18 protein-coding genes are annotated in these 18961 nt (G+C 59.4%); 17 read left to right on the top strand and 1 reads right to left on the bottom strand.

What is annotated here, in order from left to right:
* The first annotated feature begins 47 nt into the window (after positions 1–47).
* The 6 genes from odhB to Q0O19_RS00200 all read left to right on the top strand — a co-directional run bounded on the left by odhB (position 48) and on the right by Q0O19_RS00200 (position 6677).
* A complete protein-coding gene (odhB, locus tag Q0O19_RS00225) occupies positions 48–1295 on the top strand; it encodes a 2-oxoglutarate dehydrogenase complex dihydrolipoyllysine-residue succinyltransferase (protein ID WP_295518704.1) in 1248 nt (415 codons plus the stop codon).
* 60 nt (positions 1296–1355) lie between these two features.
* Positions 1356–2783, top strand: a complete 1428-nt coding sequence (lpdA, locus tag Q0O19_RS00220; protein ID WP_295518702.1) for a dihydrolipoyl dehydrogenase — start codon at positions 1356–1358, stop codon at positions 2781–2783.
* A 114-nt stretch (positions 2784–2897) separates the two neighbouring features.
* A complete protein-coding gene (gene zapE / locus Q0O19_RS00215; RefSeq protein ID WP_295518700.1) occupies positions 2898–3995 on the top strand; it encodes a cell division protein ZapE in 1098 nt (365 codons plus the stop codon).
* Entirely contained in the window at positions 3992–4339 is a 348-nt protein-coding gene (locus tag Q0O19_RS00210) for a hypothetical protein (RefSeq protein WP_295518697.1), read from the top strand. Before zapE ends, Q0O19_RS00210 begins: the two co-directional genes overlap by 4 nt.
* Positions 4336–4554: a YdcH family protein gene (locus Q0O19_RS00205; RefSeq protein ID WP_295518694.1), complete on the top strand. Its 219-nt coding sequence runs from the start codon at positions 4336–4338 to the stop codon at positions 4552–4554. The genes Q0O19_RS00210 and Q0O19_RS00205 overlap by 4 nt, the downstream gene beginning before the upstream one ends.
* Before the next feature lie 95 nt (positions 4555–4649).
* Entirely contained in the window at positions 4650–6677 is a 2028-nt protein-coding gene (locus Q0O19_RS00200) for an ATP-dependent DNA helicase (protein ID WP_295518793.1), read from the top strand.
* On the opposite strand, the gene Q0O19_RS00195 is transcribed toward Q0O19_RS00200, so the two are convergent.
* Complete coding sequence (locus Q0O19_RS00195) at positions 6643–7401, bottom strand: outer membrane protein assembly factor BamD (protein WP_295518691.1); 759 nt, start codon at positions 7399–7401, stop codon at positions 6643–6645. The genes Q0O19_RS00200 and Q0O19_RS00195 overlap by 35 nt on opposite strands.
* 100 nt (positions 7402–7501) lie before the next feature.
* On the opposite strand from Q0O19_RS00195, the gene Q0O19_RS00190 reads away from it, so the two are divergent.
* The 11 genes from Q0O19_RS00190 (at position 7502) to der (ending at position 18943) form a co-directional block, all read left to right on the top strand.
* A complete protein-coding gene (locus Q0O19_RS00190) occupies positions 7502–8527 on the top strand; it encodes an RluA family pseudouridine synthase (protein ID WP_295518791.1) in 1026 nt (341 codons plus the stop codon).
* 48 nt (positions 8528–8575) lie between these two features.
* A complete protein-coding gene (gene scpB, locus Q0O19_RS00185; RefSeq protein ID WP_295518688.1) occupies positions 8576–9262 on the top strand; it encodes an SMC-Scp complex subunit ScpB in 687 nt (228 codons plus the stop codon).
* Positions 9259–10461: a pseudouridine synthase gene (locus Q0O19_RS00180; protein ID WP_295518685.1), complete on the top strand. Its 1203-nt coding sequence runs from the start codon at positions 9259–9261 to the stop codon at positions 10459–10461. Before scpB ends, Q0O19_RS00180 begins: the two co-directional genes overlap by 4 nt.
* Before the next feature lie 149 nt (positions 10462–10610).
* Entirely contained in the window at positions 10611–11036 is a 426-nt protein-coding gene (ndk, locus tag Q0O19_RS00175; RefSeq protein ID WP_295518683.1) for a nucleoside-diphosphate kinase, read from the top strand.
* Positions 11037–11069: 33 nt separating this feature from the next.
* On the top strand, positions 11070–12239 hold the full coding sequence (rlmN, locus tag Q0O19_RS00170; RefSeq protein ID WP_295518680.1) for a 23S rRNA (adenine(2503)-C(2))-methyltransferase RlmN: 1170 nt from the start codon (positions 11070–11072) through the stop codon (positions 12237–12239).
* Between the two features lie 25 nt (positions 12240–12264).
* Complete coding sequence (locus Q0O19_RS00165) at positions 12265–13137, top strand: helix-turn-helix domain-containing protein (protein WP_295518677.1); 873 nt, start codon at positions 12265–12267, stop codon at positions 13135–13137.
* A complete protein-coding gene (ispG, locus tag Q0O19_RS00160; protein ID WP_295518674.1) occupies positions 13134–14417 on the top strand; it encodes a flavodoxin-dependent (E)-4-hydroxy-3-methylbut-2-enyl-diphosphate synthase in 1284 nt (427 codons plus the stop codon). Before Q0O19_RS00165 ends, ispG begins: the two co-directional genes overlap by 4 nt.
* Positions 14414–15754, top strand: coding sequence for a histidine--tRNA ligase (gene hisS / locus Q0O19_RS00155; RefSeq protein WP_295518671.1), 1341 nt, complete (start codon positions 14414–14416; stop codon positions 15752–15754). The genes ispG and hisS overlap by 4 nt, the downstream gene beginning before the upstream one ends.
* A gap of 24 nt (positions 15755–15778) precedes the next feature.
* Positions 15779–16450: a tetratricopeptide repeat protein gene (locus tag Q0O19_RS00150; RefSeq protein ID WP_295518669.1), complete on the top strand. Its 672-nt coding sequence runs from the start codon at positions 15779–15781 to the stop codon at positions 16448–16450.
* Positions 16447–17583 carry an outer membrane protein assembly factor BamB gene (gene bamB / locus Q0O19_RS00145; protein WP_295518666.1) on the top strand — a complete coding sequence of 379 codons (1137 nt, stop codon included), beginning with the start codon at positions 16447–16449 and terminating at the stop codon, positions 17581–17583. Before Q0O19_RS00150 ends, bamB begins: the two co-directional genes overlap by 4 nt.
* Before the next feature lie 19 nt (positions 17584–17602).
* Positions 17603–18943, top strand: coding sequence for a ribosome biogenesis GTPase Der (gene der / locus Q0O19_RS00140; protein WP_295518664.1), 1341 nt, complete (start codon positions 17603–17605; stop codon positions 18941–18943).
* Positions 18944–18961 lie beyond the last annotated feature (18 nt).

Here is an 18961-nt window from a genome sequence, read left to right as displayed (position 1 = left end):
CAGCGTCAGACCCCCTCGTCAAACGACCAACGCATAACGGAAACACCATGGCCATCGTAGAAGTCAAAGTCCCCCAACTGTCCGAGTCTGTGGCGGAAGCCACCATGCTGCAGTGGAAAAAGAAAGTCGGCGAATCGGTTGCAGCCGACGAAATCTTGATTGACATCGAGACCGACAAAGTCGTGCTCGAAGTGCCAGCCCCCTCGGCTGGTGTGATTTGTGAAATCCTGGTGGCCGACGGCGGCACCGTGGCGGCCGAGCAATTGATCGCCCGCATCGACACCGATGGCAAGGTCGGTGCTGCAGCGGCCCCAGCCGCGACTCCCGCAGCGCCAGTGGCCGCCGCACCCGTGGCTGCAGCCGCCACTGGCGGCAGCATGGCGGGTGTGGCGATGCCCGCCGCTGCCAAGTTGATGGCCGACAACAGCCTGGCGGCTGGTTCGGTGGCCGGTTCTGGCAAAGACGGCCGCGTGACCAAGGGCGATGTGCTGTCGGCCGTTGCTGGTGGCGTCAAATCGACCGCCGCTGTCATCCCCACAGGCGTGCCCACCAAGGCCTTGGCCCAAGTGGCCGCACCTGATGTGAACTTGGGCGACCGCCCAGAGCAGCGCGTGCCCATGACGCGTTTGCGCGCCCGCGTGGCCGAGCGTTTGCTGCAATCGCAGTCGACCAACGCCATCTTGACCACCTTCAACGAAATCAACATGGCCCCGGTCATGGACATGCGCAAACGCATGCAAGACCGTTTCGAAAAGGAACACGGCTGCAAGCTGGGTTTCATGAGCTTCTTCGTCAAGGCCGCTGTGCACGCCCTGAAGAAATTCCCGGTCCTGAACGCCTCGGTGGACGGCAACGACATCGTCTACCACGGCTATTTCGACATCGGCATCGCGGTCGGTTCGCCACGCGGCTTGGTGGTGCCCATTTTGCGCAATGCCGACCAAATGAGCTTTGCCGATATCGAAAAGAAGATCGCTGAATTTGGCCAAAAAGCCAAAGACGGCAAGCTGGGCATTGAAGAGATGACTGGCGGCACTTTTTCTATCTCTAACGGTGGCACCTTCGGCTCGATGATGTCCACCCCGATCATCAACCCACCCCAGTCGGCCATTTTGGGCGTGCACGCGACCAAAGACCGCGCGATGGTGGAAAACGGCCAAGTCGTGGTTCGCCCCATGAACTACTTCGCCATGTCGTACGACCACCGCATCATTGACGGCCGCGAAGCCGTCTTGGGCTTGGTGGCGATGAAAGAGGCGCTGGAAGACCCAGCCCGCTTGCTCTTCGACATCTAAATTTCCTTGTTTTGAATGCCCCCTGCCCAGGGGGCGTTTTCCATCCATAAGACCTATCTCATGAGCAAACAATTCGACGTCGTTGTCATCGGCGGTGGCCCCGGTGGCTACATTGCGGCCATTCGCGCGGCACAACTCGGTTTTCAAGTCGCCTGCATTGACGAATGGAAAAACGCTGCCGGTGGTCCTGCGCCCGGTGGCACCTGCACCAACGTGGGTTGCATTCCCTCCAAAGCGCTGCTGCAGTCCAGTGAACACTTTGACCACGCCAACCACCACTTCGCCGAGCACGGCATCAGCGCCACGGGCGTGAAGATGGATGTGGCCAAGATGATTGCCCGCAAGGACACCGTGGTCAAGCAAAACAACGATGGCATCCTTTACTTGCTCAAAAAGAACAAGGTCACGTTTTTCCACGGCCGCGGCAGTTTTGTCGGCAAAGCCGAAGGCGCCTACGAGATCAAGGTGGCAGGCAAGACCGAAGAGGCCATCACGGCCAAACAGGTCATCATCGCCACAGGCTCTAATGCCCGTGCGTTGCCCGGCACACCGTTTGACGAGCTCAATGTCTTGTCCAACGACGGCGCTTTGCGCTTGGGCGCTGTGCCCAAGAAACTGGCCTTGATCGGTTCAGGCGTGATTGGTCTGGAGATGGGTTCGGTCTGGCGTCGTCTCGGCGCGGACGTGACCATCCTTGAAGGCTTGTCCACGTTTTTGGGCGCTGTGGACGAGCAAATCGCCAAAGAAGCCAAGAAGGCATTTGACAAACAAGGCCTGAAGATCGAACTCGGCGTGAAAGTCGGCGAGATCGTCAATGGCAAGAAGGGCGTCACGGTCAATTACACCAACGCCAAGGGCGAGGCGGTGGCGTTGGATGCGGACAAGCTGATCATCTCGATCGGCCGCGTGCCCAACACCATGGGCCTGAACACCGAAGCCGTGGGCCTGCAGCTCGACGAGCGCGGCGCGGTGGTGGTGGATGCGGATTGCAAAACCAACCTGCCTGGCGTCTGGGCGGTGGGTGATGTGGTGCGTGGCCCGATGTTGGCGCACAAAGCCGAAGAAGAGGGTGTGGCCGTGGCCGAGCGCATTGCGGGCCAACACGGGCATGTCAACTTCAACACCATTCCTTGGGTGATTTACACCAGTCCCGAGATCGCCTGGGTGGGCCGCACCGAACAGCAGCTCAAAGCCGACGGCGTGGCCTACAAGGCGGGTTCGTTTCCGTTCCTGGCCAACGGCCGTGCCCGCGCTTTGGGCGATACGACCGGCATGGTGAAGATGCTGGCGGACGCGACCACCGACGAAATCCTGGGCGTGCACATCGTTGGGCCTCAAGCCTCAGAGCTGATTGCTGAGGCCGTGGTGGCCATGGAGTTCCGTGCCAGCGCGGAAGACATTGCCCGCATTTGCCATGCACACCCGTCTTTGAGCGAGTCGACCAAAGAGGCCGCGTTGGCGGTGGACAAGCGCAGCTTGAACTTCTAAGCTCATACCCGACCCCAGACATGGTTCATGGGTGAGTTGGGTTAAAGTTCTGCATCCCTGAAAACCCGGGCTTGGTCCCGGGTTTTGTCATATGAATTGAAGAGCACGCCACCCATGTCCGTTCGTGAAGTTTACGAAGCAGAGTTGCAAAAACGCGGCTACCAGAGTGACCCGGCTCAACTGCGAGCGATTGAGGCACTGGAGCGTTGTGCGCAGGAGTGGACCGGCTACAAATCCAAGCGTTCGGGCCTGTTGGGCAAATTCTTCAGTCGACCTGAAATCCCCAAGGGGGTTTACATGTTTGGTGGGGTGGGGCGTGGCAAAAGTTTTTTGATGGACTGTTTTTTTGCAGCAGTCCCTGTCGAGCGAAAAACCCGTTTGCACTTCCATGAATTCATGCGCGAGGTGCATCGCGAACTGGCGGCCATTCAGGGCACCGTGAACCCGCTGGACGAACTGGGCAAACGCATGGCCAAGCGTTACCGCCTGATTTGCTTTGACGAGTTCCACGTCGCCGACATCACCGACGCGATGATCTTGCACCGCTTGTTGGTGTCCTTGTTTGACAACGGCGTGGGTTTTGTCACCACCTCCAACTTCGAGCCCGACGGCTTATACCCGGATGGCTTGCACCGCGACCGCATCTTGCCCGCCATTGCCTTACTCAACCAGCGCATGCAGGTGCTGAATGTGGACAATGGCACCGACTACCGCCGCCGCACGCTGGAGATGGTCAAGCTCTACCACTCGCCACTCGGTGCGCAGGCTGACGACGAAATGAACGACGCCTTCAACCGCCTCGCCACAGGCCCGGACGAAGACCCGGTGCTGCACATCGAAGCGCGTGACATCACCGCCAAACGCCGTGCAGGGGATGTGGTGTGGTTTGACTTCCGTGCCATTTGTGGCGGCCCGCGTTCGCAAAACGATTACCTTGAAATTGCCACCCAATACCACACCGTCTTGTTGAGTAACGTCCCTCCAATGTCCGCCAGCATGGCGTCGGAAGCGCGTCGATTCACTTGGCTGATCGATGTGCTGTATGACCGGCGCGTCAAACTGATCATGTCGGCTGCAGTGGCACCTGAGGCCCTTTACACAGCGGGCCCCCTGTCGCACGAGTTTCCACGCACCGTTTCGCGTTTGCATGAAATGCAGTCCAGTGAGTTTTTGGCCCTGGAGCACCGCACGGTGGACACCCATCTCACATGAAACACTTGGCGCTTGTTTCCTTGTCGGTTTGGATCGTGCTGACCAGCTCGCTGGTGGGTGCTCAGACCCTTTCGGGTGAGCCAGAGTTCATCCGGTCGCAGCGTGAAGCCATCGCGCAAGATCGCCAAGCCGTCATGCACGATTACGAACTGTCGGCCAAGGCCTGTTGGCAAAAGTTTGCGGTGAACACTTGCCTGGGCGATGCCCGCCAAGCCCGCCGCGCTGCACTTGAGCCTCTGCGCCAACAAGACTTGGTGCTGAACACGCAAGAACGTTTGTGGCGCACCGAGCAGCGCGACTTGCGCCTGCAAGGCAAGCAGCCCGATGAGCCGCGCCAGCCATGAAGGACACCCCCGCGCAAGACCTTCGGTCCCCCCAGCGGCAGTTGATTGAATGCCAGATGGCCCACGCCGATTTGGATGCCTTGATTGACCAAGCGGTCCTGGCGCCTTTGCCGCTGGACGAGTTGATGCTCCGTCGTTTGAAGAAAAGGCGTTTGGCTTTGCGCGACCAAATCACGCAACTGCAATGGGCCATCCAGCCCAAGGAGCCTGCTTGAGCTTGTTGCTGCAAAGGGTGGCCGACACCTTGTCGCACCATGGTGCGCTGGCCCATGCGGTGCCAGGCTTTCAGCCCCGCGAGGGTCAAACCGACATGGCCTTGGCCGTGACCCAGACTTTGGAGCAGGGGGGGCAACTGGTGGTGGAGGCGGGCACGGGCGTGGGCAAAACCTATGCTTATTTGGTGCCGGTCTTGCTCAGTGGCCAGCGTGCGCTGGTCTCCACGGCCACCAAGGCGCTGCAAGAACAATTGTTTTCCCGCGACATCCCCCGCCTGGTCGAGGTCCTGGCTTTGCCCATTCGCGTGGCCTTGCTCAAGGGGCGCTCCAACTACCTGTGTTTGCACCGCATGCAGCAAGCTCGGCACAGCGCCGAATCGGCCCAACCGGGTGCCCAGCGTGCATTGGCCAAGATCGAAACCTGGTCCCAGTCGACACGCACTGGCGACATGGCCGAGCTGACTGGCCTGGACGAACGCTCTCCGTTGTGGCCGTTGGTGACATCGACGCGCGACAACTGTTTGGGGTCCAGCTGCCCCAGTTACCGTGCTTGTCATGTGAATTTGGCGAGAAAAGAAGCGATGGCGTCTGACGTGGTGGTCATCAACCACCACTTGTTTTTTGCCGACATGGCGGTGCGCGAATCCGGGGTGGCCGAGTTGCTGCCCACGGTGCGGGTGACGGTTTTTGACGAAGCCCACCAGCTCAACGAGATCGGCGTGAACTTTTTGGGCAAACAATTGTCCACGGTTCAGTTGCTGGAGTTGTCACGCGATGTGCTGGCCACAGGCTTGCAACTGGCGCGTGGCTTGGTGGACTGGCACGCGCTGGCCGATGCGCTGGAAAAAGCGGCCCGCGATTTGCGCTTGGCGGCCGGCATGCACCGGGGCTCGGTGCGATTGCGTTGGACCGATGTGATGCCCGAAGGTGTGGAGCCTGAAGATTGGACCCCTGCGCTCGCACAATTAACCCAGGCTTTGGGGCAGTTGCAGGCGGGTTTGGAACTGGTGACTGAGTTGGCCCCAGACTTTCAGCGCTTGCACGAACGTGTCGCCGAGTTGGCCCAAAAAGCACACTTGTTTTCGCAAGCGCCCGACCCGGAGGGTGTGCGCTGGGCCGAAGTCAGTGCGCAGCTGCGCTTGATCGAATCGCCCCTGGACATTGCCCAGGCTTTTTCGGCGCTGACGCGTCCTGCTCAGGCCAAGCAGCCCAGCGAGGCCGAGTCGTCCCTGGATCCCGATTCTCTGGAGGCCTTGATGGCGGGTGATCCCCGTCATGGGGCAGAGGACCGCGCAGGGGCTGCCGCAGGCATGGGCTCGGGTGTTGGCCAGCGCGCCTGGATTTTCACCTCAGCCACCTTGGGCGATGAGCCCAGTCTGCGTTGGTTCACAGAGCCTTGTGGCCTGACTTCCGCCCAGGTGATGCAGGTCACCAGCCCGTTTGATTACGCGCAGCAAGCGGCCCTGTATGTGCCCGAGCACTTGCCCAAGCCCGGTGACCCAGGACATGCCGGGCATGTGGCGCAGCTTGTTGTGGAGGCCGTGCAACTGCTGGGCGGCAGAACGTTGGTACTGACCACCACCTTGAATGCCATGCGCAGCATTGGCGAATATTTGCAGGCCCGATTGGACCCGGCAGCGAATGTGGAGGTGTTGGTGCAAGGTCAAAGCCCCAAGCGGCGTTTGATGGAGCGCTTTCGTGAGGGGGCTGGCGATGGCCGTGCGGGGTGTGTGTTGGTGGCCTCAGCCTCGTTTTGGGAAGGCTTTGATGTGCCCGGTGAGGCATTGCAGCTGGTGGTCATCGACAAGCTGCCATTTCCACCACCAGGTGACCCTTTGTTTGAGGCGAGAAGCCAGCGCATCGTGCGCGAAGGACGCAGTGCCTTTGCAGACCATGCGTTGCCAGAAGCTGCCGTTGCGCTCAAGCAAGGCGCTGGGCGCTTGATCCGAAGTGAAACCGACCGGGGTGTTTTGGTGGTGTGCGACACCCGTTTGGCCACCATGTCCTATGGTCGCAGGTTGGTGCGGGGTTTGCCGCAGATGCGCCGATTGAATGGGCACCCAGAATTTTTGGAGACTTTGCTTCAGCTCACCACAGACGCCACCAAGGACTCGACTTTTTGAGCCCACCCGCTTTGTGGTGGTCAGACTGGGGGAAATTCTTTTCCAACACGCGTTTGGCATCGTCGCGCAAAGTGGTCATGCCCAAGGCGTCGTAAGACCCCACCAAAATGGCCAAAGCCTCTTCGACAGCAGGCACGCCTTGGTAATCCGAAATGGCCTGTTGGGCGCGGTTGACCGCGGCCACATGGGCCCCCCGGCTGGCGTAGAAGCGGGCCACATGCACTTCGTAAGACGCCAAGGCGTTCACGATGTACATCATGCGCTGGCGTGCATCAGGGGAATATTTCGAGTCAGGAAAGCGGGTGCTTAACTCTTTGAACGCCTCATAAGAGTCTTTTGTCGCCATTTGGTCGCGTTCCGACAAATCTTGTTGGGTCAGAAAGGAGAACAGCCCCAAGTTGTCGTTGAAGTTGACCAAGCCCTTGAGGTAGAAGGCGTAGTCCAAAGCCGGGCTGGCCGGGTGCAGGCGGATGAATCGGTCCAAAGTGGCGATGGCCTGGATTTTGTCGCCTGTTTTGTATTGGGCATAAGCTTTGTCGATTTGAGCTTGTTGCGCCAAGGCGGTGCCCGCAGCACGTCCTTCGAGCTTTTCGTAGTAAGCGATGGCCTTGTCCCATGCCCCGGAGTTGGCTTCGTCACGGGCTTCGGCGTAGATTTTTTCAGGTGTCCAGCCTGCTGTGGTGTCTTTGGGGGTGTTGGCGCAGCCTGACAGGAGCAGCCCCATGGCCAAAACCAGGCCACAGGGAACCGCCGATAATCTGAAGCTTCGCATCTGTGACACCCTTGAACTGTTGAACACTTTGATTATATCGACCGACCCCGAAATGCATGAGCCTTCTGCCATGGTGGACGAGGGCGAGCGCGTGCTGGAGGCTTCGGACGAGGAGGTGCGCACCAGTCAAGTGCCCATGGATTTGCATGGCCAGCGTTTGGACAAAGCGCTGGCTCAGTTGGTGCCTGAGTTCTCGCGCAGTTATTTGCAGCAACTCATTGAGCAAGGCGATGCGTTGATCGACGGGCGCATCGTGACCAAGGTGTCTTCCAAAGTTCGCCTGGGGCACCAGGTTCAAGTCACCTTGCGCGCCACGCCCCAGTCGCAGGCTTTCGTGCCCGAGCAGATGCCCATCGACGTGGTCTACGAAGACGCACACCTGCGGGTCATCAACAAACCAGCGGGTCTGGTGGTGCACCCCGCCCCCGGCCATTGGCGCGGCACCTTGCTCAACGGTTTGTTGGCGTTGGACCCGCTGGCCTCAGACGTGCCCCGGGCGGGCATTGTTCACCGCTTGGACAAAGACACCAGTGGCTTGATGGTGGTGGCCCGCACCCGCCAAGCCATGGACGCATTGGTACAACTGATTGCGGCACGTGACGTCAAGCGCCAATACCTGGCCATCGGCCACAAACCCTGGACAGCCCCTTCGCCCACCACCGTGGAAGCGGCGATCGGGCGTGACCCGGCCAATCGCTTGCGCATGGCGGTGGTGGATTTGACTTACCAGTCGGGCAAAACGGCGGCAACGACGATCGAGGTGCTGGACCAAAACCAGCACGGCTGCTTGGTTCAATGCACCCTGCACACCGGGCGGACCCACCAAATTCGGGTTCACATGGCCCACATCGGGCACCCCTTGCTGGCCGATTCAGTTTATGGCGGTGCCAAGGCAGCAGGCTTAGAGCGACAGGCCTTGCACGCATGGCATTTGGCGTTTGAGCACCCGATCACCGGGGAATCTATAGCCCTCCGTTCGGCATTGCCCCACGACATGACGCAGGCCCTTGCCAATTGGGGGCTCAGTTACAATCAACTCACCTACAAATGTACAGTTGCTGTGCACTCGACGCCGTGAGGCATCATTCCCGACGCCGTGAGGCGTCTTTTTCCGAAAGACCGACACATGAACACGGCGCAAGCCCAACGTGTCCTGGAAACGGCCTTGCTCACAGCAGGCCAGCCTTTGTCATTGCGCGACATGCGCGTGCTGTTTGACGATGCGCTCGGGGCCGACACCCTGCGGCAAATGCTGCAAGACCTGCAACTCGAGTGGGCTCAAAAAGGTCTGGAATTGACACGCGTGGCCAGTGGATGGCGCTTCCAAAGCCGCCCTGAACTGCGCGATTACCTTGACCGTCTTCACCCCGAAAAGCCCCCCAAATACACCCGGGCAGTGCTCGAAACCTTGGCCATCATTGCCTACCGCCAACCCGTCACCCGTGGCGACATGGAAGACATCCGCGGGGTGACCATCAATTCGCAAATCCTCAAGCAGTTGGAAGACCGCGGTTGGGTCGAGGTCATTGGCCACCGCGAAACCGTTGGCCGACCCGGTCTTTACGCCACGACGCGCCAGTTTCTCGACGATTTGGGCTTGGCTGCCCTCGACCAGTTGCCCATGTTGTCTCAAGTGGATGGCCAAAGTGCGGCTTTGTCGGGGTGGGTGGAAGCCTTGCCCTTGCAGCCGTCCTTGTCGCTTGAAGACGCCATCGACGCTTTGCCTTTTGAAATGCCCATCGCGGCCGACTCTGAAGACCTTCTTAACCCCCTAGACCGTCCGCTGCAAGGCGAAGAGTCCGCCCCAACATGAACAAGCCCTCATCAGACGACAGCAATGCGTCAAAACCCCAAACGACCGCACGAACTGCGCGAACCGCCCAGTCTGAGGCGCCTTCAGAGTCGGTTTACAAAGCCATTGCTTTGGCCGATGTGGTGTCTGGCCAGTTTGACGATGAAGAGGCCTCAGAAGACCTCACAGTCGATTTGGGCAAACGCGTGCTCGCCCCCCAAACCGACTCGCCCAAGCTGCACAAAGTGCTGGCGCAAGCGGGCATGGGTTCGCGGCTGGAGATGGAAAAACTCATCGCCGAAGGCCGCATCGCGGTGAACAACGAGCCCGCCCATGTGGGCCAACGCGTGCAATATGGTGATCAAATCAAGGTCAACGGCAAGCCGATCCACATCCGCATCGATCCACCACCCGCCCGCGTGATCGCTTACCACAAGCCTGCGGGTGAGATCGTCAGCCACGACGACCCCCAAAACCGACCCTCGGTCTTTCGTAAATTACCCCGCTTGCAAAACGGCAAATGGCAATCGGTGGGGCGTCTCGACCTGAACACCGAAGGTTTGTTGCTGTTCACCAGCTCCGGTGAATTGGCCAACCAGCTGATGCACCCCCGTTTTGGCTTGGAGCGTGAATACGCTGTGCGCGTGCTGGGGGCGCTGAGCAAGGAAGAAAAGCAAAAACTGCTCGATGGTGTCAACCTTGACGACGGCCCGGCCCAGTTCGGTTCTATTGAAGACGGCGGTGGTGAGGGCTCCAACTGCTGGTACAGGGTGACGATTTCTGAAGGCCGTAACCGGGAGGTGCGCCGAATGATGGAGTCGGTGGGCCATGCGGTCAGCCGCCTGATTCGCATTCGCTATGGCGCCATGGTCTTGCCGCACGGCTTGCGCCGTGGGGCTTGGCTGGAGCTGGACGAGTCCGATATCCGGGCCTTGATGCGCGCCGCTGGCACCTTGGACCGCACCCGCACCCCTGTGCCGCGCCCAGTGTCCAGAACCGACCGCAACGACCGCCGTCCCCGCACGGGTGGGCAGGGCAGGGCGGGCACGGCTGTGCCGCGTGCCAAACCTGCAGCCAAGCCCAATCAGGCTCCAGGCGGCTCAGGTTTGCATGCCAAGGCGGATGCGCCCAAGAGCGAAGCCAAGTACATCGGGGCTGAAAGTTTCAACCGCTTGAAAAAAGCCCCGGGCGGTACGGGTCGCGGCGGTCGCAGCCGCTGAACCAGACCCTGGGCTTGGGCGCTTGCGTTCTGGCCTTTCCCCTGTGGGCCCATCATTTTCTGGGGAATAACACCGCTGGGCTGCGGTTAGAATAAACAGCTTTGCCGCAGGGCAAAATCGATTAAAAATACTTTGCAATAGGAAAAACCATGGCCATCGAACGCACTCTCTCCATCATCAAGCCAGACGCTGTCGCCAAGAACGTCATCGGTCAAATTTACGCCCGTTTCGAAGCAGCCGGCTTGAAAGTGGTCGCTGCCCGTATGGCGCACCTGTCGCGCGGCGAAGCCGAGCAGTTTTATGCTGTGCACAAGGCCCGTCCTTTCTTCAAGGACCTGGTTGACTTCATGATCTCCGGTCCAGTGATGATTCAAGCCCTCGAAGGCGAGAACGCCATCACCAAAAACCGTGACCTGATGGGCGCAACCGATCCCAAGAAAGCCGACGCTGGCACGATCCGCGCTGACTTTGCCGACAGCATCGACGCGAACGCGGTGCACGGCTCTGACGCCCCTGAAACAGCCGCCGCTGAAATCGCTTTCTTTTTCGCTGGCTTGAACGTTTACGCACGCTGATCGCGTAGCGGTCCTCGCCCGTCCCAGCACCCCATGACGGCCAACCTTCTCGAATTTGATCTGGATGGTTTGGCCCTTTTTTGTGAGGGGCTGGGCGAAAAGCGCTTCAGGGCCACCCAGTTGTTCCGCTGGATTCACCAGCGGGGCGCTGCGGATTTTGATCACATGAGCGATTTGGCCAAGTCATTGCGCCAAAAGCTCCAGGCACATGCCCACATCTCGGCTCTGCCTGTCCTCAGTCAACACATCTCCACCGACGGCACCATCAAGTGGCTGTTCGATGTGGGTGATGGCAATGCCATCGAATCGGTGTTCATTCCCGAAGACGACCGAGGCACCTTGTGTATTTCTTCCCAAGCCGGTTGTGCAGTGGGTTGCCGCTTTTGCTCGACCGGCCATCAAGGCTTCAGCCGAAACCTCACAACGGGTGAGATCCTCTCGCAGCTCTGGTTTGCAGAACACTTTTTGCGCAAACACCTGAACACCCCAGACCGTGTCATCTCCAATGTGGTGATGATGGGCATGGGCGAACCACTGCAAAATTATTCGGCCTTGGTGCCTGCCTTGCGCGCCATGCTGGACGACCACGGTTATGGCCTCTCGCGCCGCCGTGTCACGGTGTCCACCTCTGGCGTGGTGCCCATGATCGAGCGTCTATCGGCCGATTGCCCTGTGGCTCTGGCGGTCTCCTTGCATGCGCCCAACGATGCGCTGCGTGACAACCTGGTGCCGCTCAACCGCAAATACCCGCTCGATGAGCTCATGCACGCTTGTCTTGGCTACTTGGCGCATGCACCGCGCGACTTCATCACTTTCGAGTACTGCATGCTGGACGGCGTGAACGACCAGCCCGAGCATGCCAGCCAGTTGGTGGACCTGGTCCAAAAGCATGCCCGTCAAGGCTTGCGTTGCAAATTCAACCTGATCCCCTTCAACCCTTTCCCGGCCTCCGGTTTGCTGCGCTCTCCACATGCCCGCGTGCAGGCTTTTGCCAAACAACTGCAAGATGCGGGAATGGTGACCACGGTTCGCAAAACCCGAGGCGATGACATCGACGCCGCCTGCGGTCAACTGGCGGGGGACGTGAAAGACCGGACCCAAGTGCAAAGCCGCATGGCCCAGCAACGCACCATTCGACTGGTGCCTGCTCCCCATTTGTCGTCCGTTTCAACTGTTCAAGTCGGGGAGCCTGGTGATGACTGAAAACGCACAAGATGAGAGTTCCCCTATGGCGACGACTGCTGGTGGACTTTTGAAGGCTGCACGGTTGGCCGTGGGGATGCATTTGGCGGTTTTGTCGGTGAACCTGAAAGTGCCTGTGCGGCAATTGGAGGCCTTGGAGGCTGATCAATACTTGGTGGACCAAAGCCCCGTGTTTGCACGTGCTTTGGCGGCCAGTGTGTGCCGACAATTGCGTGTGGATCCGGCCCCTGTCTTGGCTTTGATGCCCATGTCGGCCAACTATCTGGAGTCAAATGGTGTTGTGCGACAGGTTTACACAGCCCCTGCGAATTTGGGCCGTTTGTCCCCGACATCGCCTGTTGCCCCACTCAAAATATTGTGGATTGCTGTGGGCATGTTGCTCTTGATTGCGGGTTTGATTTGGTTGCCAAATTTTTCCCAGTGGGCAGGGTTTGAAAGTTTGCGTGCCCACTGGTCTGTCTATGAGCCCACCGTTCAAATTGCCGGTCCTGTGGCCTTGCCTGAACCGTCTGCATTGGGTGCTCAGGGGCCGGGTTTCGTTTCTTCAGAGCCCAAATCCAAGGCGGTGGTGACCGAGGTCAAGCCGGTTTTGCCGACCTTGGCACCTGGGGTGACCAGTGTGGCCGCAACCGCGACTGGGGCAACTGTCGCCGTGCCCGAGCCAGAATTGGTGTTCTCAGCGCAAAGCATGAGCTGGATCGAGGTGCGAGATGCTCAAAAACAGCTGGTCTGGAACGGGGTTTTGAACCCCGGCGACAGCAAACGTCTCTCGGTGTCTTTGCCCGTCTCTGTGGTGGTGGGCCGATCAGATGCCATCCAATTGCGTGTCAAGGGCCAGCCCTTTGACCTCAAGCCGCACACACAAGTCAATACCGCCCGTTTTGAGGTGAAACCATGAACGAACCCACATTTGCCCCCGATGCGATTGCCATTGCATTGCCAGACAAGCGCCACAGCCGTCAGTCCCAAGTGGTCTGGGGTTCGCGGGTGGTCACGGTGGGGGGCGGTGCGCCTGTGCGCGTGCAGTCCATGACCAATACCGACACGGTCGATGTGATCGGCACCGCCATCCAGGTCAAGGAATTGGCCCTGGCCGGCTCGGAGATGGTGCGCATCACGGTGAACACGCCGGAGGCTGCCGAGGCCGTGCCGCACATCCGCGACCAGCTCGACAAAATGGGCATCGATGTGCCGCTGATTGGCGATTTTCATTACAACGGTCACCGCTTGCTGACCGATTACCCCGCTTGTGCCCAGGCGCTGTCCAAATACCGCATCAACCCAGGCAACGTGGGCAAAGGTGAAAAGCGCGATGTCCAGTTTGGCCAAATGATTGAAGCGGCCATGCGTTATGACAAAGCCATCCGAATCGGTGTGAACTGGGGCAGTCTCGACCAAGAGTTGTTGGCCGATCTGATGGACACCAACAGCCAACGAGCCCAGCCTTGGGAAGCGCGTCAGGTGATGTACGAGGCCTTGATTTCCTCGGCCATCTCCTCGGCCCAGCGCGCTGAGGCCATGGGTCTGAATGGGGCACAGATCGCTTTGTCCTGCAAGGTTTCGGGCGTTCAGGATTTGATCGCGGTTTACCGTGAACTGGGCCGCCGCTGCGATTACCCCTTGCATCTGGGACTGACCGAGGCGGGCATGGGCACCAAAGGCACCGTAGCCTCGGCCACCGCTTTGTCCATTTTGTTGCAAGAGGGCATTGGCGACACCATTCGCGTCTCGCTCACCCCACAGCCGGGCGAAGCCCGCACGCAAGAGGTGGTGATCGCGTCGGAGATTTTGCAGTCGCTGGGTTTGCGTATTTTTGTACCCAGCGTGACGGCTTGCCCAGGTTGTGGCCGCACGACCAGCAGCACCTTTCAGGAACTGGCCAAGCAGATCGACGACTTTTTGCGCGCCCAAATGCCTGTGTGGCGTGCGCACTACCCTGGGGTGGAAAACCTGAAGGTGGCCGTGATGGGTTGCATCGTGAATGGCCCCGGCGAGAGCAAGCATGCCGATATTGGCATCAGCTTGCCCGGCACCGGTGAAGCACCCGCCGCGCCGGTGTTCATCGATGGCGAAAAACGCCTGACTTTGCGCGGCGAAGGCATCGCGCAAGAGTTCCAGGTGCTGGTTGAAAACTACATTGAGAACCGCTTTGGTTCCGGATCTGCAGAACAAAAATGAGCGAACCGCTGACTGACAAAGCCCACATTAAAGCCGTAAAGACTGCCAAATCACCCAAATTGGTTGGCGTCAAGGGGATGAACGACATCCTGCCGCCCGAGTCGGCCCGTTGGGAGTGGCTGGAGGCCCAAGTGCGCGGCCTGATGGCCCGCTATGCCTACCGCAACGTGCGTTTGCCCATTGTCGAGCCTACCGCGCTGTTTGTGCGTGGCTTGGGCGAGGTGACCGACATCGTCGAAAAAGAGATGTACTCTTTTGAAGACCGCTTGAACGGCGAGCAACTGACCCTGCGCCCCGAAGGTACAGCCGGTTTGGTGCGTGCGGTGGTGGAGCGCAACCTGCTGTACGAGGGCGGAAAGCGCCTGTATTATATGGGCCCCATGTTTCGCCACGAGCGTCCACAACGTGGCCGTTACCGTCAGTTCCACCAAATTGGCGCTGAGGTGTTGGGTTTTGGTGGGGCCGAGGTCGATGCCGAGCTGATTTTGTTGGCCAACGACCTGTGGAAAGTGCTGGGCCTCCAAGATGTGCGCCTTGAACTCAACAGCCTGGGACAGCCCGCCGAGCGCCAGGCCCACCGTGCGGCGCTGATCGCCCATCTCGAAAATCACCGCGATGTGCTGGACGAAGAAGCCCAACGGCGCCTGCACAGCAACCCCTTGCGCATTTTGGACACCAAAAACCCGGTCATGCAAAGCGTGGTCGAAGCCGCTCCGCGCTTGCTCGACTTTTTGGGGGAGGCGTCTTTGGCCCACTTCAACGCGGTCAAGGCCATTTTGGACGCCAACGGCGTGGCCTACAGCATCAACCCGCGTTTGGTGCGGGGCATGGACTATTACAACCTCACAGTCTTCGAATTCATCACCGCCCGCTTGGGTTCGCAAGGCACCATTTGCGGTGGTGGTCGGTATGACTACCTTGTCGAGCAAGTCGGTGGCAAGCCATCGCCTGCCGTCGGCTGGGCTCTGGGTGTGGAGCGTGTGCTCGAACTCATCAAGGAGCAGGGAGAGGCGCTGCCCGATCTGGCCCCCGATGTCTACGCCATCATTCCCGAAACCGCTGACTTGCCGGTGGCGATGCAGGTGCTGCAAGCCTTGCGGGCCCAAGGGGTGTCTGCCCAGATGCATGCTGGCAGTGGCGAAGGCATGGGCAGCATGAAGTCTCAGTTCAAAAAAGCCGATGGCTCTGGTGCCCGCTTTGCGCTGGTCTTCGGTGCCGAAGAATTGGCGCGGGGACAAGTGGCGGTCAAATCGCTGCGCGACGGGGAGGGGGCCCAGCGCACCGAGCCCTTGAACACCGTGGCCGAATGGGCCCACAGCCTACAATCTCCGCTTTGAAGCGCAATCAGCAGTAAAGTCACTATGGCCAAAGCACTCGACCTTGATGAACAAGAGCAACTCGACCAGATCAAGCACTTCTGGAAGACTTGGGGCAACCTCATTTCCTGGATTCTGATCGCTGTGTTGGGCAGTTATGCCGCATGGAACGGTTACCAATACTGGGAAAGAAGCCAGGCGGCCAAAGCTGCAGCGCTTTACGACGAAGTCGAGCGCGCTGTGGGCTCGGGTGACATTGCCCGGGTCGAACGCAGCTTGGCCGACATGAAAGACAAATTTGGCCGCACCCAATTTGCACAGCAATCGGCTTTTTTGGCCGCCAAAACCTTGCAAGCCCAAGGCAAGGCCGATGCTGCCCGTGAAGCTCTGAGTTGGGTCGCCCAGGTTGCAACAGACCCGGGCTACCGTGACATCGCGCGTTTGCGCTTGGCCGCTTTGCACTTGGATGCCAAAGCTTACGAAGATGCCTTGAAGCAATTGGGCTCGGACTTCACGCCAGAGATGTCTGGCCTTGCCGCCGACCTGCGCGGCGATGTGCTGCAAGCCAAAGGCCAGAACCCAGAGGCTGCGGTGGCTTACCAGCAAGCTTGGAAAAAGCTGGCCGACACCCCCGATTACCGACGTTTGGTGCAGGCCAAACTCAACGCCTTGGGCATCGATCCTGATGCGACCGCTGTTTCGGAGACAACAAAGTGACGACTGTTTTCTCACGCGCTTGGACCCGTTGGATTGGCTTGGGCGTTTTGGCCCTGACAGTGGCGGCTTGCTCGAGTTCACCCGACAAGCCACAGCCCTCAGCTTTGCCCAATGTGAGCGGCCAATTGGCGATTCAAAAAGTCTGGACGGCCAACATTGGGCCGGTCACCACACCCTTGTTCGCCTTGGTGCATGGTGATCGGGTGGCGGTGGCGTCCACAGCGGGCCAAGTGGCTTTGATCGACGCTGCGACCGGACAAGATGTGTGGCGTTTGCAGTTGGACAGCCCCCTTCAAGCGGGCGTAGGCGGTGACGGTCAGCGTTTTGCTGTGATCACGCGCAACAACGAAGTGGTCGCGATCGAAGCGGGCAAAGTGGTGTGGCGCTTGCGTTTGGCAGCCATGTCGTACACCCCCCCTTTGGTGGCGGGTGGCCGTGTGTTTGTTTTGACCGCTGACCGAATGGTGACTGCTCTTGACGGGGCCTCGGGCCAAAAACTCTGGACTCAGCAACGCTCGGGTGACCCCTTGGTGCTCCAGCAAGCAGGCTTGCTCATGCCCTTTGGCGATACCTTGTTGACAGGTTGGGGCGGTCGTTTGGCTTCATTGAACCCGAACACTGGCGCGGTGCGTTGGGAAACTCTGGTGGGCACATCGCGGGGCACCAATGAGATTGAGCGTTTGGTGGACTTGGTCAACGGCGCCAGCCGCATGGGCAATGGGGTGTGTGTGCGTGCGTTTCAGTCCGCCGTGTCCTGCGTAGACGCTCAACGCGGCAGCGCTTTGTGGACACGCCCAGCCCAAGGCCATCAAGGTTTGGATGGTGACGAGAGTTCGGTGTTTGGTGTGGAGTCCGACAGCAAGGTGTTGGCTTGGCAGCGCCAAACCGGCCAGCCCGTTTGGAGCCAAGAGGCGCTGCGCTTTCGCGGCTTGAGTGCACCTTTGGTGCTGGGTCGATCGGTGGTGATGGGGGATGGCAATGGCTTGGTGCACTTTCTCTCGCGCCAGGATGGCCAGGCTTTGCAACGTTTGAGCACAGACGGCAGCGCCATCGTGGGCAAGCCCCTGGCCGCTGGCCAAACTTTGGTGGTGGTGACACGCACCGGGGGCGTCTTCGGATTTCGCCCTGAATGATGGATCGGAACATTTTTAAGTGAAACCTGTATTGGCCCTCGTTGGCCGCCCCAATGTGGGCAAATCCACGCTGTTCAATCGACTCACCAAGAGTCGTGACGCCATCGTGGCTGATTTTGCGGGTTTGACCCGTGACCGCCATTACGGCAATGGAAAGCAGGGTCGCCAAGAATTCATCGTCATCGATACCGGTGGGTTTGAGCCTGACGCCAGCACCGGCATCTACAAAGAAATGGCCAAGCAGACCCAGCAGGCGGTGGCAGAAGCCGACATGGTGGTGTTTGTGGTCGATGCGCGGGGTGGTTTGTCTGCGCAAGACCATGACATTGCCAAATACCTGCGCAAAATTGGCAAACCCACATTGCTGGTCGCCAACAAAGCAGAGGGCATGCTCGAGGGCATCCAGTTGACCGAGTTCTATGAGCTGGGTTTGGGCGAAGTGATCGCGATTTCTGCCGCCCACGGTCAGGGCACGCGCGGCTTGGTGGAGTTGGCGTTTGAATCATTGAACCTTCCCGATGAACCCGAAGAAACCGAAGTCGACCCCTCCGTCATCAAGCTCGCTGTGGCGGGCCGACCCAACGTGGGCAAGTCCACTCTGATCAACACCTGGTTGGGTGAAGAGCGCTTGGTGGCTTTTGACATGCCGGGCACGACGCGTGACGCGATTTCGGTGCCGTTTGAAAAACAAGGGCAAAAGTTCGAGCTGATTGACACCGCCGGTTTGCGCCGCAAGGGCAAAGTGTTTGAAGCCATCGAAAAATTCTCGGTGGTCAAAACCTTGCAAGCCATCGAGTCGGCCAATGTGGTGCTGTTGCTGCTCGACGCCGAGCAGGGCGTGACCGATCAAGATGCCCACATTGCAGGTTACGCACTGGAAAGTGGCCGGGCCATGGTCTTGGCCGTCAACAAATGGGATGCGGTGGACGAGTACCAGCGGCAATTGGTGCAGCGCTCCATTGAGACCCGTTTGCCTTTCTTGAGCTTTGCCAACATGCACTTCATCTCGGCGAAAAAGCGCCAGGGTTTGGGCCCCGTTTGGGCGTCGATTGTGCAGGCGCACAAAGCGGCCATGTGCAAAATGAGTACGCCGATTTTGACGCGCTTGTTGCTCGAAGCGGTGCAGTTCCAAAGCCCTCAACGTGGCGGCATGTTCCGGCCCAAGCTGCGTTACGCACACCAAGGCGGCATGAACCCACCCGTGATCGTGGTGCACGGTAACTCATTGGAACATGTTACTGACACCTACAAGCGCTTTTTGGAAGGGCGCTTTAGAAAAGCTTTTAACCTGTCGGGTACACCCCTGCGGATTGAAATGAAAACATCCACCAATCCTTTTGCAGACAAAGATGCCAGCTGATCTTTGAGGGCATGATTT

The organism is Limnohabitans sp. Rim8, from assembly GCF_945869175.1.
In the GTDB taxonomy this organism is placed as follows: Bacteria; Pseudomonadota; Gammaproteobacteria; order Burkholderiales; family Burkholderiaceae_C; genus Limnohabitans_A.
Note: the sequence above shows the minus strand (reverse complement) of the source record. Positions and strands in the feature narration are given on the sequence as shown.

What these genes read in the sequence shown, in the direction of transcription:
- odhB (WP_295518704.1), top strand. Translation starts at nt 48, where the DNA reads ATGGCCATCGTAGAAGTCAAAGTCCCCCAACTGTCCGAGTCTGTGGCG.
- lpdA (WP_295518702.1), top strand. Translation starts at nt 1,356, where the DNA reads ATGAGCAAACAATTCGACGTCGTTGTCATCGGCGGTGGCCCCGGTGGC.
- zapE (WP_295518700.1), top strand. Translation starts at nt 2,898, where the DNA reads ATGTCCGTTCGTGAAGTTTACGAAGCAGAGTTGCAAAAACGCGGCTAC.
- Q0O19_RS00210 (WP_295518697.1), top strand. Translation starts at nt 3,992, where the DNA reads ATGAAACACTTGGCGCTTGTTTCCTTGTCGGTTTGGATCGTGCTGACC.
- Q0O19_RS00205 (WP_295518694.1), top strand. Translation starts at nt 4,336, where the DNA reads ATGAAGGACACCCCCGCGCAAGACCTTCGGTCCCCCCAGCGGCAGTTG.
- Q0O19_RS00200 (WP_295518793.1), top strand. Translation starts at nt 4,650, where the DNA reads ATGGCCTTGGCCGTGACCCAGACTTTGGAGCAGGGGGGGCAACTGGTG.
- Q0O19_RS00195 (WP_295518691.1), bottom strand. Translation starts at nt 7,401, where the DNA reads ATGGGGCTGCTCCTGTCAGGCTGCGCCAACACCCCCAAAGACACCACA.
- Q0O19_RS00190 (WP_295518791.1), top strand. Translation starts at nt 7,502, where the DNA reads ATGCATGAGCCTTCTGCCATGGTGGACGAGGGCGAGCGCGTGCTGGAG.
- scpB (WP_295518688.1), top strand. Translation starts at nt 8,576, where the DNA reads ATGAACACGGCGCAAGCCCAACGTGTCCTGGAAACGGCCTTGCTCACA.
- Q0O19_RS00180 (WP_295518685.1), top strand. Translation starts at nt 9,259, where the DNA reads ATGAACAAGCCCTCATCAGACGACAGCAATGCGTCAAAACCCCAAACG.
- ndk (WP_295518683.1), top strand. Translation starts at nt 10,611, where the DNA reads ATGGCCATCGAACGCACTCTCTCCATCATCAAGCCAGACGCTGTCGCC.
- rlmN (WP_295518680.1), top strand. Translation starts at nt 11,070, where the DNA reads ATGACGGCCAACCTTCTCGAATTTGATCTGGATGGTTTGGCCCTTTTT.
- Q0O19_RS00165 (WP_295518677.1), top strand. Translation starts at nt 12,265, where the DNA reads ATGGCGACGACTGCTGGTGGACTTTTGAAGGCTGCACGGTTGGCCGTG.
- ispG (WP_295518674.1), top strand. Translation starts at nt 13,134, where the DNA reads ATGAACGAACCCACATTTGCCCCCGATGCGATTGCCATTGCATTGCCA.
- hisS (WP_295518671.1), top strand. Translation starts at nt 14,414, where the DNA reads ATGAGCGAACCGCTGACTGACAAAGCCCACATTAAAGCCGTAAAGACT.
- Q0O19_RS00150 (WP_295518669.1), top strand. Translation starts at nt 15,779, where the DNA reads ATGGCCAAAGCACTCGACCTTGATGAACAAGAGCAACTCGACCAGATC.